The organism is Methylobacterium sp. GC_Met_3, assembly GCF_026540775.1.
GTDB lineage: Bacteria > Pseudomonadota > Alphaproteobacteria > Rhizobiales > Beijerinckiaceae > Methylobacterium.
Genome location: NZ_JALNUL010000048.1, coordinates 1 through 19,362 on the forward strand (window position 1 = coordinate 1; position 19,362 = coordinate 19,362).

The 19,362-nt window shown below is 68.3% G+C and carries 16 protein-coding genes and 1 pseudogene; 11 read left to right on the forward strand and 6 right to left on the reverse strand.

Going from position 1 to position 19,362, the window contains the following annotated elements; genetic code table 11:
• The 3 genes from OXS27_RS27290 to OXS27_RS27300 form a co-directional block, all read left to right on the forward strand.
• On the forward strand, window positions 1–317 hold a 317-nt coding region (locus tag OXS27_RS27290), incomplete at its 5' end, for a hypothetical protein (protein ID WP_267360359.1).
• A gap of 151 nt (window positions 318–468) precedes the next feature.
• Window positions 469–1,350 (forward strand): AraC family transcriptional regulator, encoded by an 882-nt coding sequence (locus OXS27_RS27295; RefSeq protein WP_267360360.1) that lies wholly within the window; start codon window positions 469–471, stop codon window positions 1,348–1,350.
• A 105-nt stretch (window positions 1,351–1,455) separates the two neighbouring features.
• The gene (locus OXS27_RS27300) at window positions 1,456–2,355 is read left to right on the forward strand and encodes a PhzF family phenazine biosynthesis isomerase (protein WP_267360361.1); all 900 of its coding nucleotides are present in this window, start codon (window positions 1,456–1,458) and stop codon (window positions 2,353–2,355) included.
• A 328-nt stretch (window positions 2,356–2,683) separates the two neighbouring features.
• Here OXS27_RS27300 and groL read toward each other — a convergent pair whose 3' ends face one another.
• Window positions 2,684–4,327 (reverse strand): chaperonin GroEL, encoded by a 1,644-nt coding sequence (groL, locus tag OXS27_RS27305; RefSeq protein ID WP_267360362.1) that lies wholly within the window; start codon window positions 4,325–4,327, stop codon window positions 2,684–2,686.
• Window positions 4,328–4,426: 99 nt separating this feature from the next.
• Window positions 4,427–4,714 (reverse strand): co-chaperone GroES, encoded by a 288-nt coding sequence (gene groES, locus OXS27_RS27310; RefSeq protein WP_243920647.1) that lies wholly within the window; start codon window positions 4,712–4,714, stop codon window positions 4,427–4,429.
• 394 nt (window positions 4,715–5,108) lie between these two features.
• On the opposite strand from groES, the gene rsgA reads away from it, so the two are divergent.
• From rsgA to OXS27_RS27335, 5 genes and pseudogenes are all read left to right on the forward strand, one after another.
• Complete coding sequence (gene rsgA / locus OXS27_RS27315) at window positions 5,109–6,143, forward strand: ribosome small subunit-dependent GTPase A (protein WP_267360363.1); 1,035 nt, start codon at window positions 5,109–5,111, stop codon at window positions 6,141–6,143.
• A gap of 813 nt (window positions 6,144–6,956) precedes the next feature.
• The gene (locus OXS27_RS27320) at window positions 6,957–7,433 is read left to right on the forward strand and encodes a BLUF domain-containing protein (RefSeq protein ID WP_267360364.1); all 477 of its coding nucleotides are present in this window, start codon (window positions 6,957–6,959) and stop codon (window positions 7,431–7,433) included.
• Between the two features lie 188 nt (window positions 7,434–7,621).
• Entirely contained in the window at window positions 7,622–8,509 is an 888-nt protein-coding gene (locus tag OXS27_RS27325; protein ID WP_267360365.1) for a cobalamin B12-binding domain-containing protein, read from the forward strand.
• A gap of 45 nt (window positions 8,510–8,554) precedes the next feature.
• Window positions 8,555–9,937: an autotransporter domain-containing protein gene (locus OXS27_RS27330; RefSeq protein WP_267360366.1), complete on the forward strand. Its 1,383-nt coding sequence runs from the start codon at window positions 8,555–8,557 to the stop codon at window positions 9,935–9,937.
• 89 nt (window positions 9,938–10,026) lie between these two features.
• Window positions 10,027–10,383 (forward strand): annotated as a pseudogene (locus OXS27_RS27335) (IS3 family transposase); the annotation flags it as partial.
• A gap of 46 nt (window positions 10,384–10,429) precedes the next feature.
• On the opposite strand, the gene OXS27_RS27340 reads toward OXS27_RS27335, so the two are convergent.
• The 3 genes from OXS27_RS27340 to OXS27_RS27350 are packed head-to-tail and all read right to left on the reverse strand — an operon-like array spanning window position 10,430 to window position 14,690.
• The gene (locus tag OXS27_RS27340; protein WP_267360367.1) at window positions 10,430–12,919 is read right to left on the reverse strand and encodes a two-component system VirA-like sensor kinase; all 2,490 of its coding nucleotides are present in this window, start codon (window positions 12,917–12,919) and stop codon (window positions 10,430–10,432) included.
• Entirely contained in the window at window positions 12,916–13,926 is a 1,011-nt protein-coding gene (locus tag OXS27_RS27345) for a cytochrome c peroxidase (RefSeq protein WP_267360368.1), read from the reverse strand. Before OXS27_RS27345 ends, OXS27_RS27340 begins: the two co-directional genes overlap by 4 nt.
• A 2-nt stretch (window positions 13,927–13,928) precedes the next feature.
• Window positions 13,929–14,690 carry a response regulator gene (locus tag OXS27_RS27350; RefSeq protein WP_243923062.1) on the reverse strand — a complete coding sequence of 254 codons (762 nt, stop codon included), beginning with the start codon at window positions 14,688–14,690 and terminating at the stop codon, window positions 13,929–13,931.
• Window positions 14,691–15,508: 818 nt separating this feature from the next.
• Here OXS27_RS27350 and OXS27_RS27355 point away from each other — a divergent pair.
• From OXS27_RS27355 to OXS27_RS27365, 3 genes are read left to right on the forward strand one after another with little or no spacing between them, the layout of a single operon-like run.
• Window positions 15,509–16,780 (forward strand): nucleotide disphospho-sugar-binding domain-containing protein, encoded by a 1,272-nt coding sequence (locus tag OXS27_RS27355; RefSeq protein WP_267360369.1) that lies wholly within the window; start codon window positions 15,509–15,511, stop codon window positions 16,778–16,780.
• Between the two features lie 11 nt (window positions 16,781–16,791).
• The gene (locus OXS27_RS27360) at window positions 16,792–18,036 is read left to right on the forward strand and encodes a Bcr/CflA family efflux MFS transporter (RefSeq protein ID WP_267360370.1); all 1,245 of its coding nucleotides are present in this window, start codon (window positions 16,792–16,794) and stop codon (window positions 18,034–18,036) included.
• Window positions 18,033–18,890 (forward strand): alpha/beta hydrolase, encoded by an 858-nt coding sequence (locus OXS27_RS27365; protein ID WP_267360372.1) that lies wholly within the window; start codon window positions 18,033–18,035, stop codon window positions 18,888–18,890. Before OXS27_RS27360 ends, OXS27_RS27365 begins: the two co-directional genes overlap by 4 nt.
• Before the next feature lie 82 nt (window positions 18,891–18,972).
• On the opposite strand, the gene OXS27_RS27370 is transcribed toward OXS27_RS27365, so the two are convergent.
• Entirely contained in the window at window positions 18,973–19,209 is a 237-nt protein-coding gene (locus OXS27_RS27370) for a hypothetical protein (protein ID WP_267360373.1), read from the reverse strand.
• Window positions 19,210–19,362 lie beyond the last annotated feature (153 nt).

Sequence of the window (19,362 nt, forward strand, 5' to 3'; positions counted from 1 at the left end):
GCAACCGGCGCGCTCGCCGGCAGGAGCGTGAGGGCGCTCAACTGCTGCGATCGTTGGAAAAGGCAACAGGGCCGAAAAGATCCGAACCGGTTTGCCGCAACGCGTTTCCAGCGTCCCCTGCCTTCCCCGGTCGGCCGATGCAATTCGGCTTTTCAGTCAGCGTCGCGGCGACGTTTGGCTCCGCGATCTCCGCGAGGAAGGTTTCGGGCGCCACCGGCCGAGCCATTCTCGTCCGATGGCGTCTCGCGTGCTTGTGCACTGAACGCTGGAATGTCCGGGTCGTCGATGCAGGACCGAACCACCCGATCGCCGACTGAGCAGGCCTCGAACAGCGGGACGGTTCTGTGGATCGTGGTTTGAGTGAACTGCTCCCATTCGGCGGCCCAGGTACTAAGTTGGAGCATTGTCAGGTCAGGGCCGGCTTTGCGATTTCTGGCCAGATCGCTTCGGTTGCAGTAGCGTCCTGTCATGCTCAGGTCGCTCGACTTGCTTTGGCGGACGGCAGCGCCTTCGACGGTCATCGCTGGCTGTAACGAACACATCACCCTGCTCGGCGGGGGCGTCGATTACGCCAAGCCCTGGCACTGGCACGACGGCCTGATGCTGCTGCTGCCCTGCCTCGGTGTGTTGAACCTCAAGCATGAGGCGCAGCGGGACGGCATGTGGGTGTCACGGGATCGCTTCGCCGTCATCCCGGCCTCGCAACCGCACGCAACGTCAGCGGTCCGATCCGACCAGACCCATCTCGCCGTGTATCTTCGGGACGAGGCGTTCCAGCGCATCGAAAGGCAACTCGGCTCGCTCAGCCGCGTCCGAGCCCTGATCCGAAGCAGCGCGATGTTTTCGATCAATCCGGATATCCGCGCGCTCCAAGCACTCTGTTGCGAGGAGACCGGCGACACGATCGGTCAGACAGCCGTCCGCGCCCATCTCTCGGCCGCGCTGATCATCCGCTGCCTGACTGCGATCGAGAGGGGTCAACCGCTCGGTCCCAGCTCACGCGAGGCGCACACGTTGATCGACGCGATCAAGGCGTTCGTCGCGCAGCGCGCTGACCAGACTGTTTCGATCGATCTGCTCTCGGAACGCTTCAGCGTCTCCCGCCGACACATCACACGCCTGTTCCGAGAGCGAACCGGGCTGTCCATCGGCGCGTTTCAGCAGAGTGTGCGTCTCTCGGAGGCGCGGCGGCTGTTGCAGACCACCGATCTGCCGATCGGCGAGGTCGCGTTCCGGGTCGGGTTCGACAGCGGATCGGCTCTGGCGCGGGCGCTCCGACGCCGAGACGGGCTGGCACCGCGCGAGGTCCGCGCACGATCCGTTGCGATGGCCCGGACGGTCGCGCGATAAGGCCCGGACGGTCGCGCAGGCGCTGGGCGGCTCCGCCATGACCAACCGCATGTGCTGAACCGGCACCGCGTTCGGCCGGGCAACCGCGGCAGTGGATTGTTGGTCATGGCAGACGTCGAAGTCGTCAACGTCTTTACCTGCGGGAACGCAGGCGGCAATCCATGCCCCGTCGTCGCGGACGCGGTGGGGCTCGCCCCTGCGGCGATGCAGGATATCGCCCGCCGGCACGGGCACGAGAGCGGCTTCATCCTGCCCGCAGAGGACGATGCGCACGACTTCCGCTTCCGCTTCTTCGTACCCAACCACGAGATGGAGATGTGCGCGCACGCTACGATCGGCGCGCTCTGGGTGCTGGCCAAACACGGAACGCTGCCGGCATCGCCCGTCCGCATCGCGACCGCCAGCGGTTCGGTCACCGGTTTCGTGTCCACCGCAGAGAACGGCACGGTCTCGGTCGCGATCACGCAACCGGCGGGCCGGGCGAGGCCGCTGTCCTCTGAGCAGGCCAGCGACGTGCTTTCGGCGCTCGGCGTGGGCCGCGAGGACCTTACGGGCCTGCCCCTGCACAACGCCGTCACTTCACGTGTGAAGACCCTCGTGCCGATGCGCGACCCTGAGAGGCTGCACGCGCTCGTTGCGGACCCCGTGGCGGTCGAGGCCGTCTGCCGCCGGATCGGCTCGACCGGTCTGTACCCCTACGCTGTCGTGGACGGCGGGGCGCGCGTTTTCGAGGCGCGGCAGTTCCCGCGCGCGTCAGGCTATCCGGAGGATGCTGCCACCGGCATCGCCGCCGCCGCGCTCGCCTTCGGCCTGCTTCGCGATCGCACCCTTGCCGCCGACGACCGTCCAATCCGCGTCTACCAGGGACGAGCGATGGGTCGTCTCTCCGAGATCACGGTGCGCCTCGGCTTCGCGGGCGACCGGGCGATCGGCTGCTTGCTGGGCGGAGCGGTCGCTCCAGCTCCGGGCCTGCCTCCAGCGGTCACGGAGGATGGACGCCCATGAGCGGCGCCGTACTCGCCAGTCTGCGCGCTGCCGGCCTGACGGTGCCCGAGCTGTCCCGACCCGCGCCTCATGATTGCAGGCCAAACGCCGGTGCTGCGCGGTGAACCGCACTATCTTGGCGTCGTCGGGGACGACATTGAGGAAGCGCCGACCCGTATTGTAGCCGCTGGATCGATGCCTGCGCCGACGGGCAGTCCAAGGCACAAGCGGGTGCTGCGTGAACAACTTATCGCCTGCACGGGAAACGACCGCGCAGAGCGTTGCTCCGCGGCGCTGTCCCACAAGCCGGCTTCGGCTCGTATGACAGCGCCGCGAGAGCCATGGTTAATTAGAAGTCCATGCCGCCCATACCACCCATGCCGCCGCCGGCAGGCATGGCCGGAGCATCCTTGCGCGGAGCCTCGGAGATCATCGCCTCGGTGGTCACGAGAAGACCGGCAACCGAAGCTGCCCCCTGAAGCGCGGCGCGGACAACCTTGGCCGGGTCGACGATGCCGGCCTGGAGCATGTCGACATACTCTTCGGTCTGGGCGTTGAAGCCGTAGGTCGAAGAGGAATTGGCCAGGATCTTGCCGACGACGATCGAACCCTCGACGCCCGAGTTCGAGGCGATCTGACGGATCGGGGCCTCAAGGGCCTTCAGCACGATCTTGATGCCGGCCTGGACGTCCGGGTTGTCGCTCGACAGGCCCTGGACGGCCGCCTTGGCCCGCAGGAGCGCCGTGCCGCCGCCCGGGACGATGCCTTCCTCGACCGCCGCGCGGGTGGCGTGCAGCGCGTCGTCGACGCGATCCTTCTTCTCCTTGACCTCGACCTCGGTCGAACCGCCGACGCGGATCACCGCGACGCCGCCCGCGAGCTTGGCCAGGCGCTCCTGCAGCTTCTCACGGTCGTAGTCCGAGGTGGTCTCCTCGACCTGCGCCTTGATCTGCGCGATCCGGCCCTCGATGTCGGACTTCTCGCCGGCGCCGTCGATGATCGTGGTGTTCTCCTTCTCGATCCGCACGCGCTTGGCGCGGCCGAGCATATCGAGCGTCACGTTCTCGAGCTTGATCCCGAGATCCTCGGCGATCATCTGGCCCTTGGTCAGGATCGCGATGTCCTCGAGCATCGCCTTGCGACGATCACCGAAGCCCGGCGCCTTGACGGCCGCAACCTTCAGGCCGCCGCGCAGCTTGTTGACCACGAGGGTGGCGAGAGCCTCGCCCTCGATGTCCTCGGCGATGATCAGGAGCGGCTTGCCGGTCTGGACCACGGCCTCGAGCACCGGCAGCATTGCCTGGAGCGACGAGAGCTTCTTCTCGTGGATGAGGATGTAGGGGTCTTCCAGCTCGGCGACCATCTTCTCCGCATTCGTGATGAAGTACGGGGAGAGGTAGCCGCGGTCGAACTGCATGCCCTCGACGACGTCGAGCTCGGTCTCGGCCGTCTTGGCCTCCTCGACCGTGATCACGCCCTCGTTGCCGACCTTCTGCATCGCGTGGGCGATCATCTCGCCGATCTCCTTGTCGCCGTTGGCGGAGATCGTGCCGACCTGGGCGATCTCATCGGAGGAGGCGACCTTGCGGGAGCGCTCGCCGATATCCTTCACGACGGCGGACACCGCCAGATCGATGCCGCGCTTCAGGTCCATCGGGTTCATGCCGGCGGCGACGTACTTGACGCCTTCCCGAACGATGGATGCGGCCAGCACGGTTGCCGTCGTGGTGCCGTCACCGGCGGTGTCGCTCGACCGCGAGGCCACTTCGCGCACCATCTGGGCGCCCATATTCTCGAACTTGTCGACGAGTTCGATCTCCTTGGCGACGGTGACGCCGTCCTTGGTGATGCGCGGGGCGCCGAAGCTCTTCTCGATCACGACGTTGCGGCCCTTCGGGCCGAGCGTCACCTTCACCGCGCTGGCGAGCAGCTCGACACCGCGCAGCATCTTCTCGCGGGCATCGGCTGAAAAGCGAACGTCTTTGGCGGACATGGTGGAGCCTTCATCATCTGTCGTTTGGCCCCGAGGCACGCCACGGCGGGCGCCTCAAGGGGCAGATCACGCATCAAGGCCGTTGGGCCTGATCCGAACTCAGGCGACGACGCCCAGGATGTCGGATTCCTTCATGATCAGAAGGTCCTGCCCGTCGATCTTGACCTCGGTGCCGGACCACTTGCCGAACAGGACGCGGTCGCCGGCCTTGACGTCGAGCGCGTTGATCTTGCCAGCCTCGTCACGTGCACCTGGGCCGACGGCAACAACCTCACCTTCCTGCGGCTTCTCCTTGACCGTATCGGGGATGATGATGCCACCCTTGGTCTTCTCCTCGCCTTCGATGCGGCGGAGCACCACGCGGTCGTGCAGCGGACGGAATTTCATCGTGAGATCCTGATCGTTCCCAAGCGAGGCCCAACCGACATGGTGGGCTCTGTCGCGGGAAGAGTAGCGGCGATGACGAGTGTGTCGCCGCTCGATCGGTGCACCATTAGCACTCGCATCGTAGAAGTGCTAATTTCATGTCCGAGGATCGCGACACGCATTTTAGAGGGGGGTGGCCGCGCCCTGCCGGCACCCCAGTCTGTCAAGGCGGTTTCAGGCCGCTCGCTTTCGTCGGCTCGTCTGGGTGCGGCTCGGATCAACCTGCGCACCGGTACGACCAATCGCTTCGCTGGGCATGATCAAGCGAGGCCTTGCCGCGGAACGGTCCTGGCGTTCCATCCGGATCCGATGGGAGCGCGACGCAGAGGGCTGGCCAAGCGCTTGATGTCATGGCATGGGCCGATCGGTGATTGAGCATCCCGCCGCCTTCCAACCCGTATCGCTTGCAAGCCTGGGGTGGTCCGAGTTCTTCGAGGACCAGCGTGAACCCCACGAGGCCGGTTTTGCCCCGATGCGGGTTGCTGCGATTCACCGGTCCCGCCTGACTGCCCTATCGCAGGCCGGCTCGGTCGAGTTGACGCTGACCGTTCGTGCCAACGCCGGCGATTTCACGGTCGGCGATTGGATCCTCGTCGACCCGCAGACCCAGACATTGCATCGCCGTCTCGGCCGCAGGACGGTGATGGAGCGACGCACGGAAGGCAGCAGGATTCTGCAGGCCGCAGCGGCCAATATCGACACGCTGTTCATCGTCACCTCCTGCAACGCCGACTTCAATCCAGCGCGCCTGGAGCGCTATCTGGCTCTCGCCAATCAAGGCGGCACAACCCCGGTGCTCCTGCTCACCAAGGCGGACACAGCCGACGATTTGGGCGTCTACCAGCGTCAGGCGTCCCAGTTGCAACGCGGGCTCGACGTCGTGACCGTCAATCCGCGTCTCCCCGCGGCTGCTAACCTGCTCGCTCCGTGGTGCGGAATGGGGCGAACCGTGGCGCTGGTCGGCTCCTCCGGTGTCGGCAAATCCACGCTTGTGAACACGCTGGTGGGCCCAAGTCAGGCGCCTGCTCAGCAGACCGGAGGCATTCGCGAGCACGATGCGAAGGGACGCCACACGACCACGTCGCGTTCATTGCATGCCATGGCCGGTGGCGGCTGGGTCATCGACACGCCGGGGATGCGAACGTTGCATCTCAGCGGCGCCGCAGAAGGAATCGAAACCCTATTCGCTGAGATCGTCGAGCTCGCGCCCGCGTGCCGATACCGTGATTGTACCCACGCCCATGAACCGGGCTGCGCCGTGACGGCCGCTATTGCCGAAGGCAAGATCGAACCTGATCGATTGAACCGGTGGCGCAAGCTTTTCGACGAGAACCGGGACAATACACCGACATCCGTTGGGCCACGCGGTCGCCAGCGTCCCGCCAGGTAGGCTCCACGATTCTACTTGGAAGCTCTGGTCGCGTTGACGCCGTGTGGACGTCGATTTTCGCGACAGGGCCAGTGCGGAATCGGTTCCGAGCGGAAAAGGGGTCGGGCGAACATCGCTCGGCGCGCGCTCATCACCCGCGGCGGATTTTCATAACAGCGACACGCCTTGGATCGTGACGGCTACTGCTCGGGATACGCCGCGCTTCGAGGGGGGTAGCTGGCCAAGTACCGGGCGCGTTCCCAAAGATCGATACCATGGCCGTTGGGCAGCGCCGCAGCGATCGCTTTCGCGTCATCATCGCTTTGAGCCTGGATCGTACGGCTTTCTCCCACTCGGCCATCGACGCTGAGGCTGAATACACGGTACATCCGCGGCCCTGGATCAGGCTCATCGATACTGGTGGGTGAGCCTGACACGCGATGAGTGGTCCGGTGCGGACGGGACCATACAGATGGCCACCGCCGTAAGTTGCAGACGCCCACGCCAGCGGAACAAGGGTGTTGAATCACACCAGCATGGGCATACCGGGGACGCCGGCTAAATCGATTTTGCACAATCTATCCGACGATGCACCTCGGAAAAATGCGCAGGCGCGGCAGGGCGCCTATCCCGTTTACCGCCACTTCCGGCACAGGTGCGATCGCGACGAGCCGACTGGCTTGAGTTGAGAGTGAGCGCCACAACGGGCTGAACGAAAATCTTCGCATGCCGGCGCGCGCGATGACGTGCAATTCCAAATCGGGTCCGCTGCGCTATCCTGCGGCCGACGCACCGCGTGGAACGGCCTGTCTGGCCTCAACGGAGGACGCCCCCATGTTCGATGAATACGGCATCCCACGCGGGGCCGAGCCGGGCGGAGCCGACATGCCCGCCCTCTATCATTTTGTTTATTGCAGCCGTGCCGCCGAGGGTATCGATGACGCCGAAGTCGGCCGCATCGTCGAGGTGGCCCAGCGCCACAACGTCGCGCGTGGCATCACCGGGGTCCTTGTTTTCGGCAGCGGAATCTTCTTCCAGTGGATCGAGGGGCCGGCGGCTCAAATGAAGAAGCTGATCGCGAGCCTGCATCGCGACCCGCGGCATTACGATCTCGTCGCGCTGGATCAGAGTGAGGAAGAGCGGGAGCGCCTCTATCCGACGTGGGATATGGAGCAGGTCGAGGCCGACGATCTCCGGGTGGTACTCCAGGACGCGCTGGAGAGCGCCGAAGACCGGAACAATGCCGCGGCGCTCAAGCGGATCCTGATGCAACTCGATTCAGGGCCGCTCCACGCGCTCGGACGAAAATAATCAAGCCCCGACAAGACGATCGGTTGGACGTGTCGTCGGCGGCGCAGGCTCGGACATCACCGGCCGATTACGGTGCAATAATTGGATATCCGCCGCGTCCTTTACATCGTCGTAATTTGAGTTTCTCATGCCGAGCAGTGATCGAGCGACCAGCAAGGCCGCCGACGCGAGAGCGCCCTGGGGGGACGATGCAGAATTTCGGTCCGTCCGAACCTCTGTGGAGCGACGGCCTCGGTCACGATGGCGAGGCTGCGGCAGAAGCGCGTTGGCAATACGCACGCAAGCGGGCCGCCGAGGCGGCGCGCGAGCGCTGCCTTGCCCTGGAGCAGGTCGTCCAGACAGAAATCATTCCTCAACTGGTTCTCCTTCACCGCAAAGCGGGGACCGAGGTCGCCAAACAGGCGTTCAAGCCCAGCGCGGGGCAGGTCGCGACCTTCACCGACCTCACGCTCTTGCCGGACCACGGGGCCGTGATCGAGGCTTTCTCGGCTCTGGTCGCGGCCGGCCACCCTGTCGATCGCCTATTCCTCGATCTGCTGGCGCCCTCTGCCGCCCTGTTGGGCCGCATGTGGGACGAGGACCTGTGCGACTTCGTCGAAGTCACCACCGCGGTCGCCCGCCTTCAGCATCTCGTGGCGCGCTTCCGGGCCGACGACGGGATGGCTGTGCTCGATGGGAAGCGCCGTCTGCTCCTGATGGGTGCACCTGGTGAGCAGCACACGTTGGGCGTGCAGATCGTCGAGCAGTTTTTGACCCGGGCAGGCTGGGCTGTGTCCCTCGGCCTCTCATCCAGTCCAGAGGAGATCACCGATTTGGTGGCGTCGGAATGGTTCGGCGTCGTCGGATTGACACTCAGCAGCGAGACCCGCGTCGATCAGATCGCGACGGCGATCCGTTCCGTGCGCGAGGCGTCGTGCAACCGGTCCATCGGTGTGATGGTCGGAGGACCGATGTTCCTGCAGAACCCGGACTTGGTCCATCAAGTCGGAGCGGACGCATCCGCGGTGGACGCGGCGACGGCGGTGCTCCTGGCCCAACGGCTGCTCGATCTTTCACTCGAGCACGACAAGATCTGAGGTCTTGATTTCATCCGCGGCCAATTGCGGGGGTCGATGACGGGGATGCCCCGTCAGCCAGAGGCTTCTTCGTCAGCTGCGCGCCACCCGCCATTCCTCGGCGCCGGGCGTCAGCGCGAGATCCTGATGATGATCGACAGCGGTGAGATCGTTTCCGTCGGCGCATTCGCGAACAGGTTCGGCGTCTCCCACGAGACGAACCGGCGCGACATCCGCAACCTCGAAGAGGCCGGGCGCCTGCGGCGCATCCACGGCGGGGCCGCGCCGGCCCTGCATCTCGATCGCACCGCCTACCGGCCCGTCACCGAACGATTGACGGTCGATGCCGAAGCCAAGGTCGCGGCGGCCCGTGCGGCGCTTGCGCTGTTCCAGCTGGACGGGGGCGCCCAGATCATCTCCAAGCGCGCCTTCCAGGCCGCGCCGAGTTTCGCCGCCCGGGAGATCGCCCCGGTCGGAACCGGGCCGTTCAAGGTCAAGGACTTCGCGTACGATCGCCGGTTCGTCTTCGCCGCGCATGACGGCTACTGGGGTGGCCGCCCGACCATCGACGAGCTCGAATTCCGCATCGTGCCGGAGCTGGCGAGCCGGCTGAACCAGCTCGCGACCGACGAGGCCCAGGTGATCACCGAGGTCTCCCCCGACCAGTTCCTGACCATCGCGGCCATGACGGGGCGCGAGGTCGCCGGCGGCGCGATCCAGAACCTGCACGGTATCAACTACAACGCGTTCGATCCGGCGCTGGCCGGTCCGCGGGTGTGCCGGGCGCTGTTCTGCGCGATCGACCGGCAGGCGAACGCGCAGGGTCTCCTCGCCGCGCTGCCGCCGCCGGACGGTACCCGGCGCCGCCTGTCCCCGATCGGGGCGCTGGCGGCGGATGATACAGCCCAGCTCCGGCGCGTGGTCGCGTTCCCGGGTCTGTCGGACAACGCCACCGCGCGGCTGGGTGGACACAGCGTGCAGGGCTTCGGCGAGGCGGGCTATCGGATCGGACTGAGCGAAGCGGTGGCACTGGAGCCGTTCGCAGGCGGGGCAGTGGTGTCGGTCACGCGGGAGCGCTTCGAAGAGCGCGGCGGCGCGGCGGCCCTAACTGGCTTCGGGTATGACCACGCGGTGCCGAGCGCGACGATGGGCTTGCGGATGCAGGCGCAACTGGATCGCGACGTGCCTGCGCCGGCATTCGTGCACGGGATGGTCGCCTACCGGCGGTCGTTCGGCGACCTGGTATCGAGTGTGCCGTTGGCATTCCGCGGGACCGGGGCACGGTTCGCGAGCCGGGGTCTGCCGCTCGACCGGGACACGCTAGTGAGCGAGGTCGGGCTCGGGCTGATGCTGGCGCCAGGCCTGAGCGCCGGGCTGTCTTACACCGGACAGATCGGTGCACGCGCCCAGGATCACGCTGCGAAGGGGACCTTGGTGTACAAGTTCTGAGCGTGTAGCGGAGATCACGCGGTGTTCTATCGCAACGCCCTCGTCATCTGTCGCGCATAAGCCGATGTGGGGATTGCCGAACAGCGTGTATCCTGGCCGACGAGGATGCGCTGATCTGGGCCATCATCGCCCCGCATCCGAGTATGGACGCACCGCGTCGCTCCCGGCGGCCGGGTGGCAGGCGGGCAAGGACCGGATTCAACGCATCTGGCGTCGCGAAGGACTCGAAGCTCCACAGAACCACCGGCTGCGTAGCCAGCTCTGGTTGTCGGGTGGCTCCTGCTTGCAGCTCCGGCCGCTCCACCGCGTTCAAGTCGGGCGCTTCGACTCTCCAACGCGAGACCCACGACGGCCGCAGCCTGCGTATCCTGACGCGCATCGACGCGTACGGTCGGGTTTGTCTCGCGCTGAAGGTGGCGCGGCGCAGTAACAGTCTCGGCGTGATCTAGGCGCTGGTGCGACCGCTGCGTGCTGGGGTTGAGTGATGACTTGCTACTGCGCCGCCGCCCGTTCCGCGATGTCCCTGCGCCGAGGCGGCGCGCTCCGGGCTTCCGATCCCAGGTGGCGTCGCAGCGTGAGTGCGAGCGCGTTCGAACGCCAGGGCCGGTGCGCGACATCGACGATCGGGATCGCCGAGAGAACCTCCGGTCGCACCGTGTCGGCGGCCGAGAGCGAGAGCACGATGGGACGATCCACGATCCGCGCGGCGCGGCGGGCGAAGGCGAGGCCGAGGGAACCCGCCGGCCGGTTCTCGACGATCAGCAGGTCGAAGCGCCCCGGCTCTGCCCGCAGGGCGGTCAGGGCCGCGTCCGGGTCGGTGTAGCCGATCGGCTCGTAACCCAGGGCCGCGAGGGTCTCCTCATCGTCCTGCAATGCGGAGCGGGCGGCGCCCACGATCATCACGGTGCCGCCAGCGGCAGAGACGCCAGCGTCGGCTTCCGGGCGTGCGGGCAGCCACACCGCGAAGGTGCTGCCGACGCCCGATGCGCTCCGGACGTCGAAGGCGCCGGCCTGTTCCTGGACGAACTCGAAGGCCGTGGCGAGGCCGAGGCCGGTCCCGGCCGGACGGGTGGTGAAGAACGGCTCGAAGATCCGGGCGCGCGTGGCCTCGTCCATCCCGCGCCCCGTATCGGACACCCGGATGCGGACGTAGGCGCCGGACGGCAGCTCGCCGTGGGAGAGAACCCGCCGTCCCGGCAAACGGACGCGTTCGAGCTGCACGTCGACCGCTGCACCCGGCTCGGAGGCCTGGATGGCGTTGCGGATCAGGTTGTGGATCACCTGCTGAAGCTGCGCCGGCTCGCCATCGACGATCGCGCCGTCGGCGGTCCCGGTCAGGCGGATCACGATGGGATCGGCGGTCGATGTGCGGATCAGGTCGACCGTCTCGGCCACGATCGCATCGACGGCGCTCGTGGCCTGCGTTGCGCAGCCCCGCCGCCCGTAATCGAGGATCTGCCCCGCGATCTCGTGGGCCCGGCCGCCCGCCTGGACCAGCAATCCGATATGCTCGGCCGCTCGTCCTGGATCGGTTGGTAGGGCATCCGCGGCGATCTCGGCGTGGCCGAGCATGACGTTGAGCACGTTGTTGATGTTGTGGGCCACGCCGCTGGCGAAGATTCCGATCGCTTCGAGCCGCTGCGCGCGTCGGAGGGTCGCCTCGATCTCGCGGCGCTCCGCCCAGACGTGCTGGCGCTCCAGCGCCGCGCCGAAGCTCTCGGCAACGACGTGCAGCAGCCCGCGCGAGTGCCGCATCCAGGGCGGCAGGACGCTGACGGTGCGCTCGAAACACAACACGCCGACGATCCGTCCCCCGCGCCGCAGCCGCGCGCAGGTGAGCGTCGCGACGCCCCGCTCTGCCAGGGGGCGAACCAGGGTCGGGGGGCCGATGGAGTCCGCCGTCTCGACGAAGATGTAGTCCTCCGCCGCCGCGATGATGTCGGGCACCATGGCGCGTTGCGCGTGCGGCCAACCGCAGGGCTCCAGCAGCCCCGATCGATTCCATAGATGCACCGTGTCGGAACCATCGAGCATCAGGATGTAGCAATGGTCGGTGCAGGCCCCCACGCCCACCATCGCCATGACGTCGACGATGCGCGACGCGATCTCGTCGGGCTGGCTCGCTGAGAAGAGGTTGGCAGCCTGGGCCGCGACCGATTGGAAGGCGATCGTCCGGCGCAGGATGAGGGTCCCCGCCCGCATCAGCAGCCCGACCCGCACCACCAGGGCCACAAGGGCCAGCGCAGCCGCGTAAAGCGCGAGGCGGAATCCGTCCGCGCGGGTCTGCCGCTGGTCCCGAAGGGCGCGGCGGGCCTCCAGCAGGGCTTGGCGCGCCGCCTCGCTCGATGCGTCCGGCAGCGAGCGGGTGAGCGTGTCGACCTGCGGCAGCAGCTCCAGGAGCTGGCGCCCGTGCAGGACGATGGCGGCGATATCGGCGCCCCGGTTCGAGGGCGCGCCCGCCGCCAGGGCATCGAGCCGGGCGCGGATGTCGTCCAGGTGCTTGGGGCTCGCGTCCCGGGCGAGTTTCGAGACCCGGATCTGCAGCGCCGCGATCGCGCGCGCGAGGTTGGGATCGATATCGGGTTCGGACAGGCGGTCGCTGAGGGAGTCGAAATAGGCGATCGAGTTCTGGACGAGGGCATTGCCGGTCTTGAAGCGCTCGACCATCCGCGCCTCCCGGGCGATCGCCTCGGTCAGGGTGCGCATCTCGCGGTCGTCCGGGCCGCTGGCCGCGTGCAAACCGGTCAGCGCCGCCTGTATCTCCCGGAGGTGGGCGACGATCGGATCGTAGTTGCGCAGGAGCCCGGTCCGCGCCCGGAGCACGTCGTGCTGCATCCGGGATTCGGCGAGGGCGATGGCGTCGACGGTGCGGTGGGTTTGCGCGTAGGCGGCATCCATCTCGCCCTTGCCGTTGATCATCAGCCACGTGAGCAGCGCGGCCAGCAGCGCGCCGAGGATGGCGGCCTGTACGGTCAACCTCATGGCTGCGGCGCGGCAGCGGGCGCCGTCAGGGGGCGGCCCTCGTAGGAGCCGGTCAGGGTGCCGAGGAACGCCACGATCGAGGCGGCTTGCGCGGGCGTCAGCTCCCGTCCGAGCTGCGCCTGGGCCATGAGCCGCACCGCCTCGGGGAGCGTGGCGACGCCGCCGTCGTCGAAATAGGGTGCCGTGACCGCGACGTTGCGCAGGCTCGGCACCCGCAGCACCTCGGCGGTCTTATTGGGGATCGTGACGAAGATCCCGACCTTCTCGAACAGGTTGCCGCCGACGTTGATGCCCTGATGGCAGGCCGCGCAGCCGATGCCCTGGAACAGGGCGTAGCCGGCCCGCTCGGCCTCGGTGAGCGCGTGGGCGTCGCCGCGCAGCCACCGGTCGAAGCGGCTGTCCGGGGTGAGCAGGCTGCGCTCGAAGCTGTTGATCGCGTCGATGACCGCCGCCCGGTCGGCCTCCCGCCCGTAGGCTGCCTGGAACGGGCCGGCAAGCGCCGGATCGCCCCGGACCACCGCGAGGATGCGCGGCCAGGATCCGCCCAGGAATTCCGATTGCGTCAGGGCGATCTCGGCCTGGTCCGGCAGACCGGGAATGTCGCCCGCCCAGCCCAGGCGAAAGCTCAGCGCCGCGTTGAAGGCTGTCGGCGTATTGCGCGGCACCGGTGTGCCGTCGGCGGTGAGATTCCGGGCGACCGCGCTGGCGCCATTCGTGCGGATGTCGTGGCAGGTGATGCAGGCCCGGTCGCCCCCGCGCGACAGCCGCGTGTCGGAAAACAGCATCCGGCCGAGGGCGACCCAGTCCGGATCCGCACCGAGGCTGCTCGGGATTGGCGTGATGACGTCCTGGGCATCCACGGCTTCGGCAGGCAGGGGAGGGCGGCCCGGCGGCCCTTCCCCGGCGGCCGGCGGCAGGACGGCCAGGGCGCTGCCGATGAGGGCGGCCGAGAGGGCTGCCCAGCGGGACTGGGCTAAGGAGACCCGTGACACGCGCGGCGGCGCCACGGTCACAGCTTCTCGACGGGCACGGCGAAGACGTAGCCGATACCGCGCTCGGTCACGATCAGGCGCGGCGCACTCGGATCCGCCTCCAGCTTCCGGCGCAGCCGCAGGATCTGGACGTCGATGCTGCGATCGAACACGTCCTCGTGGACGCGCGTAGCCTGCAGGAGCTGCTCGCGGCTCAGCGGGCGCTGGGGGGCATCGAGGAAGGCGACCAGCAGCGCGTACTCGCCCTTGCTGAGGGCGACGTCCGCGCCCGCGGGGTCGGTCAGGCGCCGGCGGCGCCGGTCGAGCACCCAGCCGTCGAAGCCACTGCGATGTGAGTCCTGAACCCGCGCCGGAGCAGGCGCGACCTCGGCCCGCCGCAGGATGACCCGGACCCGCGCCAGCAGCTCGCGCAGGCCGTAGGGTTTGACGATGTAATCGTCCGCACCGAGTTCCAGGCCGATCACCCGGTCGATCTCGTCCCGACGATGGCCGGTGGTGATGATCACCGGCAGGTCGCTCTTGGCGCGCAGGTCGCGCAGCAGGTCGAGGCCGTTCTCAGACCCCAGGCGCAGGTCCAGCACCACGAGGTCGAACGCGTCCTCCGCGAGCCGTTGCTCCGCCTCCCGCCGGTCGGTCGCCGGGGTGACGTCGACGTCGTGGTCGGCGAAATGGTCCGACACGATGCGCTGCATGCCCGCATCATCCTCGATCAGCAGGATGCGCGTCGTACCGGCCCGCGCGCCTCGACTCTGGCCCCGGCCCAGACTGGGTTCGAACATCGCAAACTCCATCCCGCGGCCGCCGGCCGCGATGGCACGATCTCGACGCGCCGACTCAGGAAGGGGGCGTGCTCGAAGCAGGGAGATCATTCCCCGGCAGACCCGCGCGTCCGTCGTCGGCTCGCCCCGGATGCCTATCAGGGCGTGTCCGGACGTCGGGCCTTGCACGGCTGGATTGGTATCATGCCCCCCAAAGGATTGCGCCCTCCACATTGTGCGGGGCGGCACAGCGTGAGCATTCGCGCAAGACATGGCTTCAACATGCAAGCTCAATAGGGTCGCATTACGATTGTAACAGAAAGTCATACAGGACGACATGGCAGCGTAATTAGGGAGCATCACAGTCATACTGCTCAATGCGAGAGGTAAACATGACGGGTGCCGCAATTGCCGAGCGACGAACGCTCCGCCGCAGACGGTTTCGACTGTTCAGATCTGGGCGCTGCGTGTCTCCCCATGAACCTGCTGGGACGCCCGCTCGAGGGCGACCGCCGACGGACCCAGCTTCGTCCCCAGCATGCCGACCAGCCCGCAACGGTCTCGTCGGCCGATGGCTTGAGGTTTTTGTGGTCAGCTTCGCCTACGGCGGCTGTCTCCACAATATCCACCCAGATTACATCGACTTTCTGCACGACCCGAACCGAAAAAATCAGGATTAGACTGGCGGCGATCGCCATCCATCCGGCCAACGCTCTGTTCGAGCCGGTACGCTGCAGGCGTTTCGCCCTCTGAAGCCGCACAGCCGCGCCCGTAGGCCGCCAAAGCCCTCATCACACCTGAATACTGCGCTCTCGCGCGATCAGACTGGGAAACCCACCATGTCGCTCGACGTCCTGTGCATCTCGTGGGGAACCACGGGCAATCTCAGCCCTGTGCTCACGGCAGCCCGGCAATTGCACCGGGCCGGGCACCGACCGCGCATCATGGCCGATCCGGCCATGAGCGCCGAGGTCGATGCGGCGGGCTTCCCGTTCATCGGGTGGCGCCGGGCCCCGACCGGACAGAAGGCCGATCCGGTCGATTTCTCGGATCTGGCCGATTGGCTGCGCCAAGCGATGTTCGCCCCGGCAGGCGCCTACGCCGCGGACACGCTCGACGAGATCCGTCGCCTCCCGACCGACGCGGTCCTCAGCATCGACCTGCTGGTCGGCTGCGCCCTGGCCGCCGAGGCGGCCGGCATCCCGCACGCCGTCCTGTCGCCGCATATCAGCATTCGCCCGCTCCCCGGCATGCCCCCCGCGGCGAGCGGCCTGACGCCGCCGCGGACCGAAGCGGAGCGGGCCGCAGTCGATGCGGCAACCGACGCGATCGTTCTGGCGATGGAGTGCAGCCGGCCGGCGCTCAACGCCGCACGGCGTGCTTTCGGGCTTCCGCCGGTCGCCAGCGCCTTCGCGCATTACGATCGGGCCGAGCGGGTCCTGTTGGCGGTCAGCCGAGCCTTCGACTTCGACGGGGCGACGCTCCCCGCCAATTACCGCTACATCGGCCCCCTGCTCGACGAGCCGGTCTGGTCGCGGGGCGCCCGGACCCTGTGGTCCGGGGCGGGCCGGCCGCGCATCCTCGTCGCCGGCAGCACCGGTGCCCAGAACCAGACCGACCTCCTCCGGCGGATCGTTTGCGCCGTCGGGACACTCGAGGCCGAGACCATCGTGACCACCGGCCCGAACGTCGAGGCCGGGGACCTGGACGCCCCCGACACCCTCCGCGTCGTGGCGACCGCCTCCCACGACGCCCTCATGACCGAGGCCGACCTGGTGATCTGCCAGGGTGGCCACGGGACCGTCAGTCGCGCGCTGCTGCACGGCGTGCCGCTGCTGGTGATCCCGCTCGCCCGGGACCAAGCCGACAACGCCGCCCGGATCGCGCTGCGCGGCGCCGGCCTGCGCCTGCCCGCGACGGCGAGCACGGACGCGATCGCGGCGGCGGCCCGCCGGCTCCTGGTGGAACCGGGCTTCCGCACGTCCGCCGGGACCCTCGGTGCCGCCGTTCAGGCCGATCTCAACGCGGGCGGGCTCGTCCGCGAGATCGCCGCGATGGTCGCCGCGCACCGGGATGCCGCATCCCGAGGCGGAGCTCGGCTTTGGGCGTGAGGGGGATCGCCATGCCGGCGTGGCTCCGCATACACCCCGATTCACGGGCCTTCTCGGCGCTGCTCGGTCTGCTCGCGGCGCTCCCGACCTTCGGGATCGACATGATCCTGCCGAGCCTGTCGGAGACGGCGGCGGCGCTGCACGTCCCGACCGCCGCGATGGGCGCGGCCATGGCCGTCTACCTGCTCGGGCTCGGGGCCGCGCTCCCGGTCTACGGGCCGGTCTCGGACCGGCTCGGCCGCCGGCCGGCGATCGTATGCGGCTGCCTCCTGCTGATCGGAGGCAGCCTCGGCTGCGCCGCTTCACGGACGCTGCCGTATTTCCTGCTGTTCCGGGCCGTCCAGGGAATCGGCGCGGCCGGTCCCGGCATGGCGGTTTTCGCGATGGTGCGCGATCTGTTCACCGGCGAGGCGGCGCGCGCCCGGATGTCGTTCGTCGTCCTGACCGTCAACGTGGTGCCGATGGTCGCCCCGACGCTGGGGGCCGGCCTGATGGATGTCGGCGGCTGGCGCCTGATCCACGCCGCGCCAGCCGCCGCCGCCCTGGTGACCCTAGTGGCGATCCCGCAGATCGACGAGACCCTGCGCCGTTCTCCCGGTCCGCCGCCGGCCGGGATCCTGGGCGGCTATGTCGAGATCCTGGCGAACCGGGGCTTCCTCGGCCACGCCCTGTGCAACGCCGCGGCGGCGGGTGCGGTCTTCGCCTACATCACGGGCTCTGCGCTTGTGTTCATCAGCGCCCTTGGGTTCAGCCCGTCGGCCTACGGGCTCATCTTCGGGTCGAGTTCCCTGTCTGTGATGGCCGGGGCCGCCCTGAACAGCCGCCTCGTCGCCCGGGGCATCACTTCCCACCGGGTGATCGGCGCCGGGCTCGTCGGGGCGACACTCCTGGCGGCGATGCTCCTCGTCGATGCGCTGGTCCTCACGCCCTCAGCGGTGCCGGTGATCACCGCGATGGCCGGCATGGGTCTCGCCTTCGGCCTCGTCTCGCCGAACGCCATCCACGGCGCGACGGAGGTGGCCCCCGAGGCCGCCGGCACCGCCGGCGCCATCGCGATCTGCCTGCAGATGGTCGGGGCGGCCGTCGCCAGCGACCTCGTCGCCCGGTTTTTCAACGGGCGCTCCGCCCTGTCGATGGCCGTCGTGATGCTCGGCGGCTGCCTCGCGGCGATCGCGGCCTTCGCTGGCCTCGTGCGCCTCGCCGCCCGTCCGTCCGCGTCCCCCTTCCCCTCCCAGCGACATGGAGAACCCGTATGATCTTCGACCCACCCCCGTGGCAGCCCGTCCACCTGACCCGCGACGGCACCCGGCTCGCCCATATCGAGGCCGGACCCATCACGCCTCAGGGGCATCCGCTGCTTCTGATCAACGGCTGGACCGGCGATCACGGCATCTTCACCCCGCAGATCGCGCATTTCGCGCGGACGCGCCGCGTGGTGGCGGTCGACCTGCGCGGCCACGGCGCCAGCGACGCGCCCGCGGGGGACTACACGATGGAGGGCTTCGCCGACGACATCGCGTGGCAGTGCCGGACCCTGGACCTGGCCAAGCCACTCGTCATCGGTCACAGCCTCGGCGGCGCGGTGGCCCTGGAGCTGTGCGGCCGCCATCCCGACCTCGCCGCCGGCCTCGTGATGATCGACACGATCGTCCTGCCGTCGCCCGGCGGTGCGGGCAGCGCCGAGATCGAAGGTCTGCTGGCAGGCGTGGGCGGCCCGGACTACCGGCGTGTCGTGCGCGACATGGCCTGGGCGATCGGCTGCGACTACGACGATCCGGTGCGCCGGCAGGCGCTCTTCGACACGTTCATCCGCGGCCCGGCCGAGCAGACGCCGCAGCACGTGGCCTACGCGGCGCTGCGGAGCATGGTGCTGCACCACGACCCCGTCCCGGCCGCGCGCGCCTGCCGGATCCCCATGGCGTACATCGCGGCGGACGTAGCCCTGGTCGAGGCGGCGCGGAATCTCGACCGGCTGCGCGAGCTCTGCCCGCACCTCGTCACCGCCAAGACGCTGCTCGCGGGACATTTCAACACGCTCGAGGTGGCCGATCAGGTCAACGCGATGATCGAGCGGTTCCTGGCCGTGGGCTTGAAGGCAAGGGCCGAATAAGCGGCGCACGCCGTCCCGCGGCGTGATGCGTATGTTCGTGGCGGCGTCCGGGACAGATGCCGCCCGGCAGCACGAGGCCGTGTCACGAAGCGAGCGGCGTCCCCGGCCGGTCCCCCAGGAGACGCCGTGCCGACGCGATGACCTGGAGGGTCTGTGGGCTCAGCTGCTCCTGGCGTGCCCGCCACGCGTAGTGCCGCAGGCGCGTGGCGAGATCCGTCGCGCCGGAGATCCCGTGATCGAGCCCCTTGATCACGGACTCGGTGATCGTGCGCCTCAGCAACGTCTCGAAGATGTCGTGGTCCGCCTGCTCTGTCCGCATGAGGATCTCTCCCGTGAAGCGGAGTCGTTTTCGATCGGACAGGTTACTGTGCGATTTCAAGACCTTCGACGCGCGCATCGGCTGCGCGCCGGACGTGTCGTTGCGCACGCAGCGGACGCCCCGGCGGGCCGCATGTTATAACGGTAACCGTCG

Coding starts and splice junctions, on each gene's coding strand:
- OXS27_RS27330 (WP_267360366.1), top strand. CDS start 8,555: ATGCCCCGTCAGCCAGAGGCTTCTTCGTCAGCTGCGCGCCACCCGCCA.
- groES (WP_243920647.1), bottom strand. CDS start 4,714: ATGAAATTCCGTCCGCTGCACGACCGCGTGGTGCTCCGCCGCATCGAA.
- groL (WP_267360362.1), bottom strand. CDS start 4,327: ATGTCCGCCAAAGACGTTCGCTTTTCAGCCGATGCCCGCGAGAAGATG.
- OXS27_RS27320 (WP_267360364.1), top strand. CDS start 6,957: ATGTTCGATGAATACGGCATCCCACGCGGGGCCGAGCCGGGCGGAGCC.
- OXS27_RS27325 (WP_267360365.1), top strand. CDS start 7,622: ATGCAGAATTTCGGTCCGTCCGAACCTCTGTGGAGCGACGGCCTCGGT.
- OXS27_RS27365 (WP_267360372.1), top strand. CDS start 18,033: ATGATCTTCGACCCACCCCCGTGGCAGCCCGTCCACCTGACCCGCGAC.
- OXS27_RS27370 (WP_267360373.1), bottom strand. CDS start 19,209: ATGCGGACAGAGCAGGCGGACCACGACATCTTCGAGACGTTGCTGAGG.
- OXS27_RS27340 (WP_267360367.1), bottom strand. CDS start 12,919: ATGAGGTTGACCGTACAGGCCGCCATCCTCGGCGCGCTGCTGGCCGCG.
- OXS27_RS27295 (WP_267360360.1), top strand. CDS start 469: ATGCTCAGGTCGCTCGACTTGCTTTGGCGGACGGCAGCGCCTTCGACG.
- OXS27_RS27300 (WP_267360361.1), top strand. CDS start 1,456: ATGGCAGACGTCGAAGTCGTCAACGTCTTTACCTGCGGGAACGCAGGC.
- OXS27_RS27355 (WP_267360369.1), top strand. CDS start 15,509: ATGTCGCTCGACGTCCTGTGCATCTCGTGGGGAACCACGGGCAATCTC.
- rsgA (WP_267360363.1), top strand. CDS start 5,109: ATGGGCCGATCGGTGATTGAGCATCCCGCCGCCTTCCAACCCGTATCG.
- OXS27_RS27350 (WP_243923062.1), bottom strand. CDS start 14,690: ATGTTCGAACCCAGTCTGGGCCGGGGCCAGAGTCGAGGCGCGCGGGCC.
- OXS27_RS27360 (WP_267360370.1), top strand. CDS start 16,792: ATGCCGGCGTGGCTCCGCATACACCCCGATTCACGGGCCTTCTCGGCG.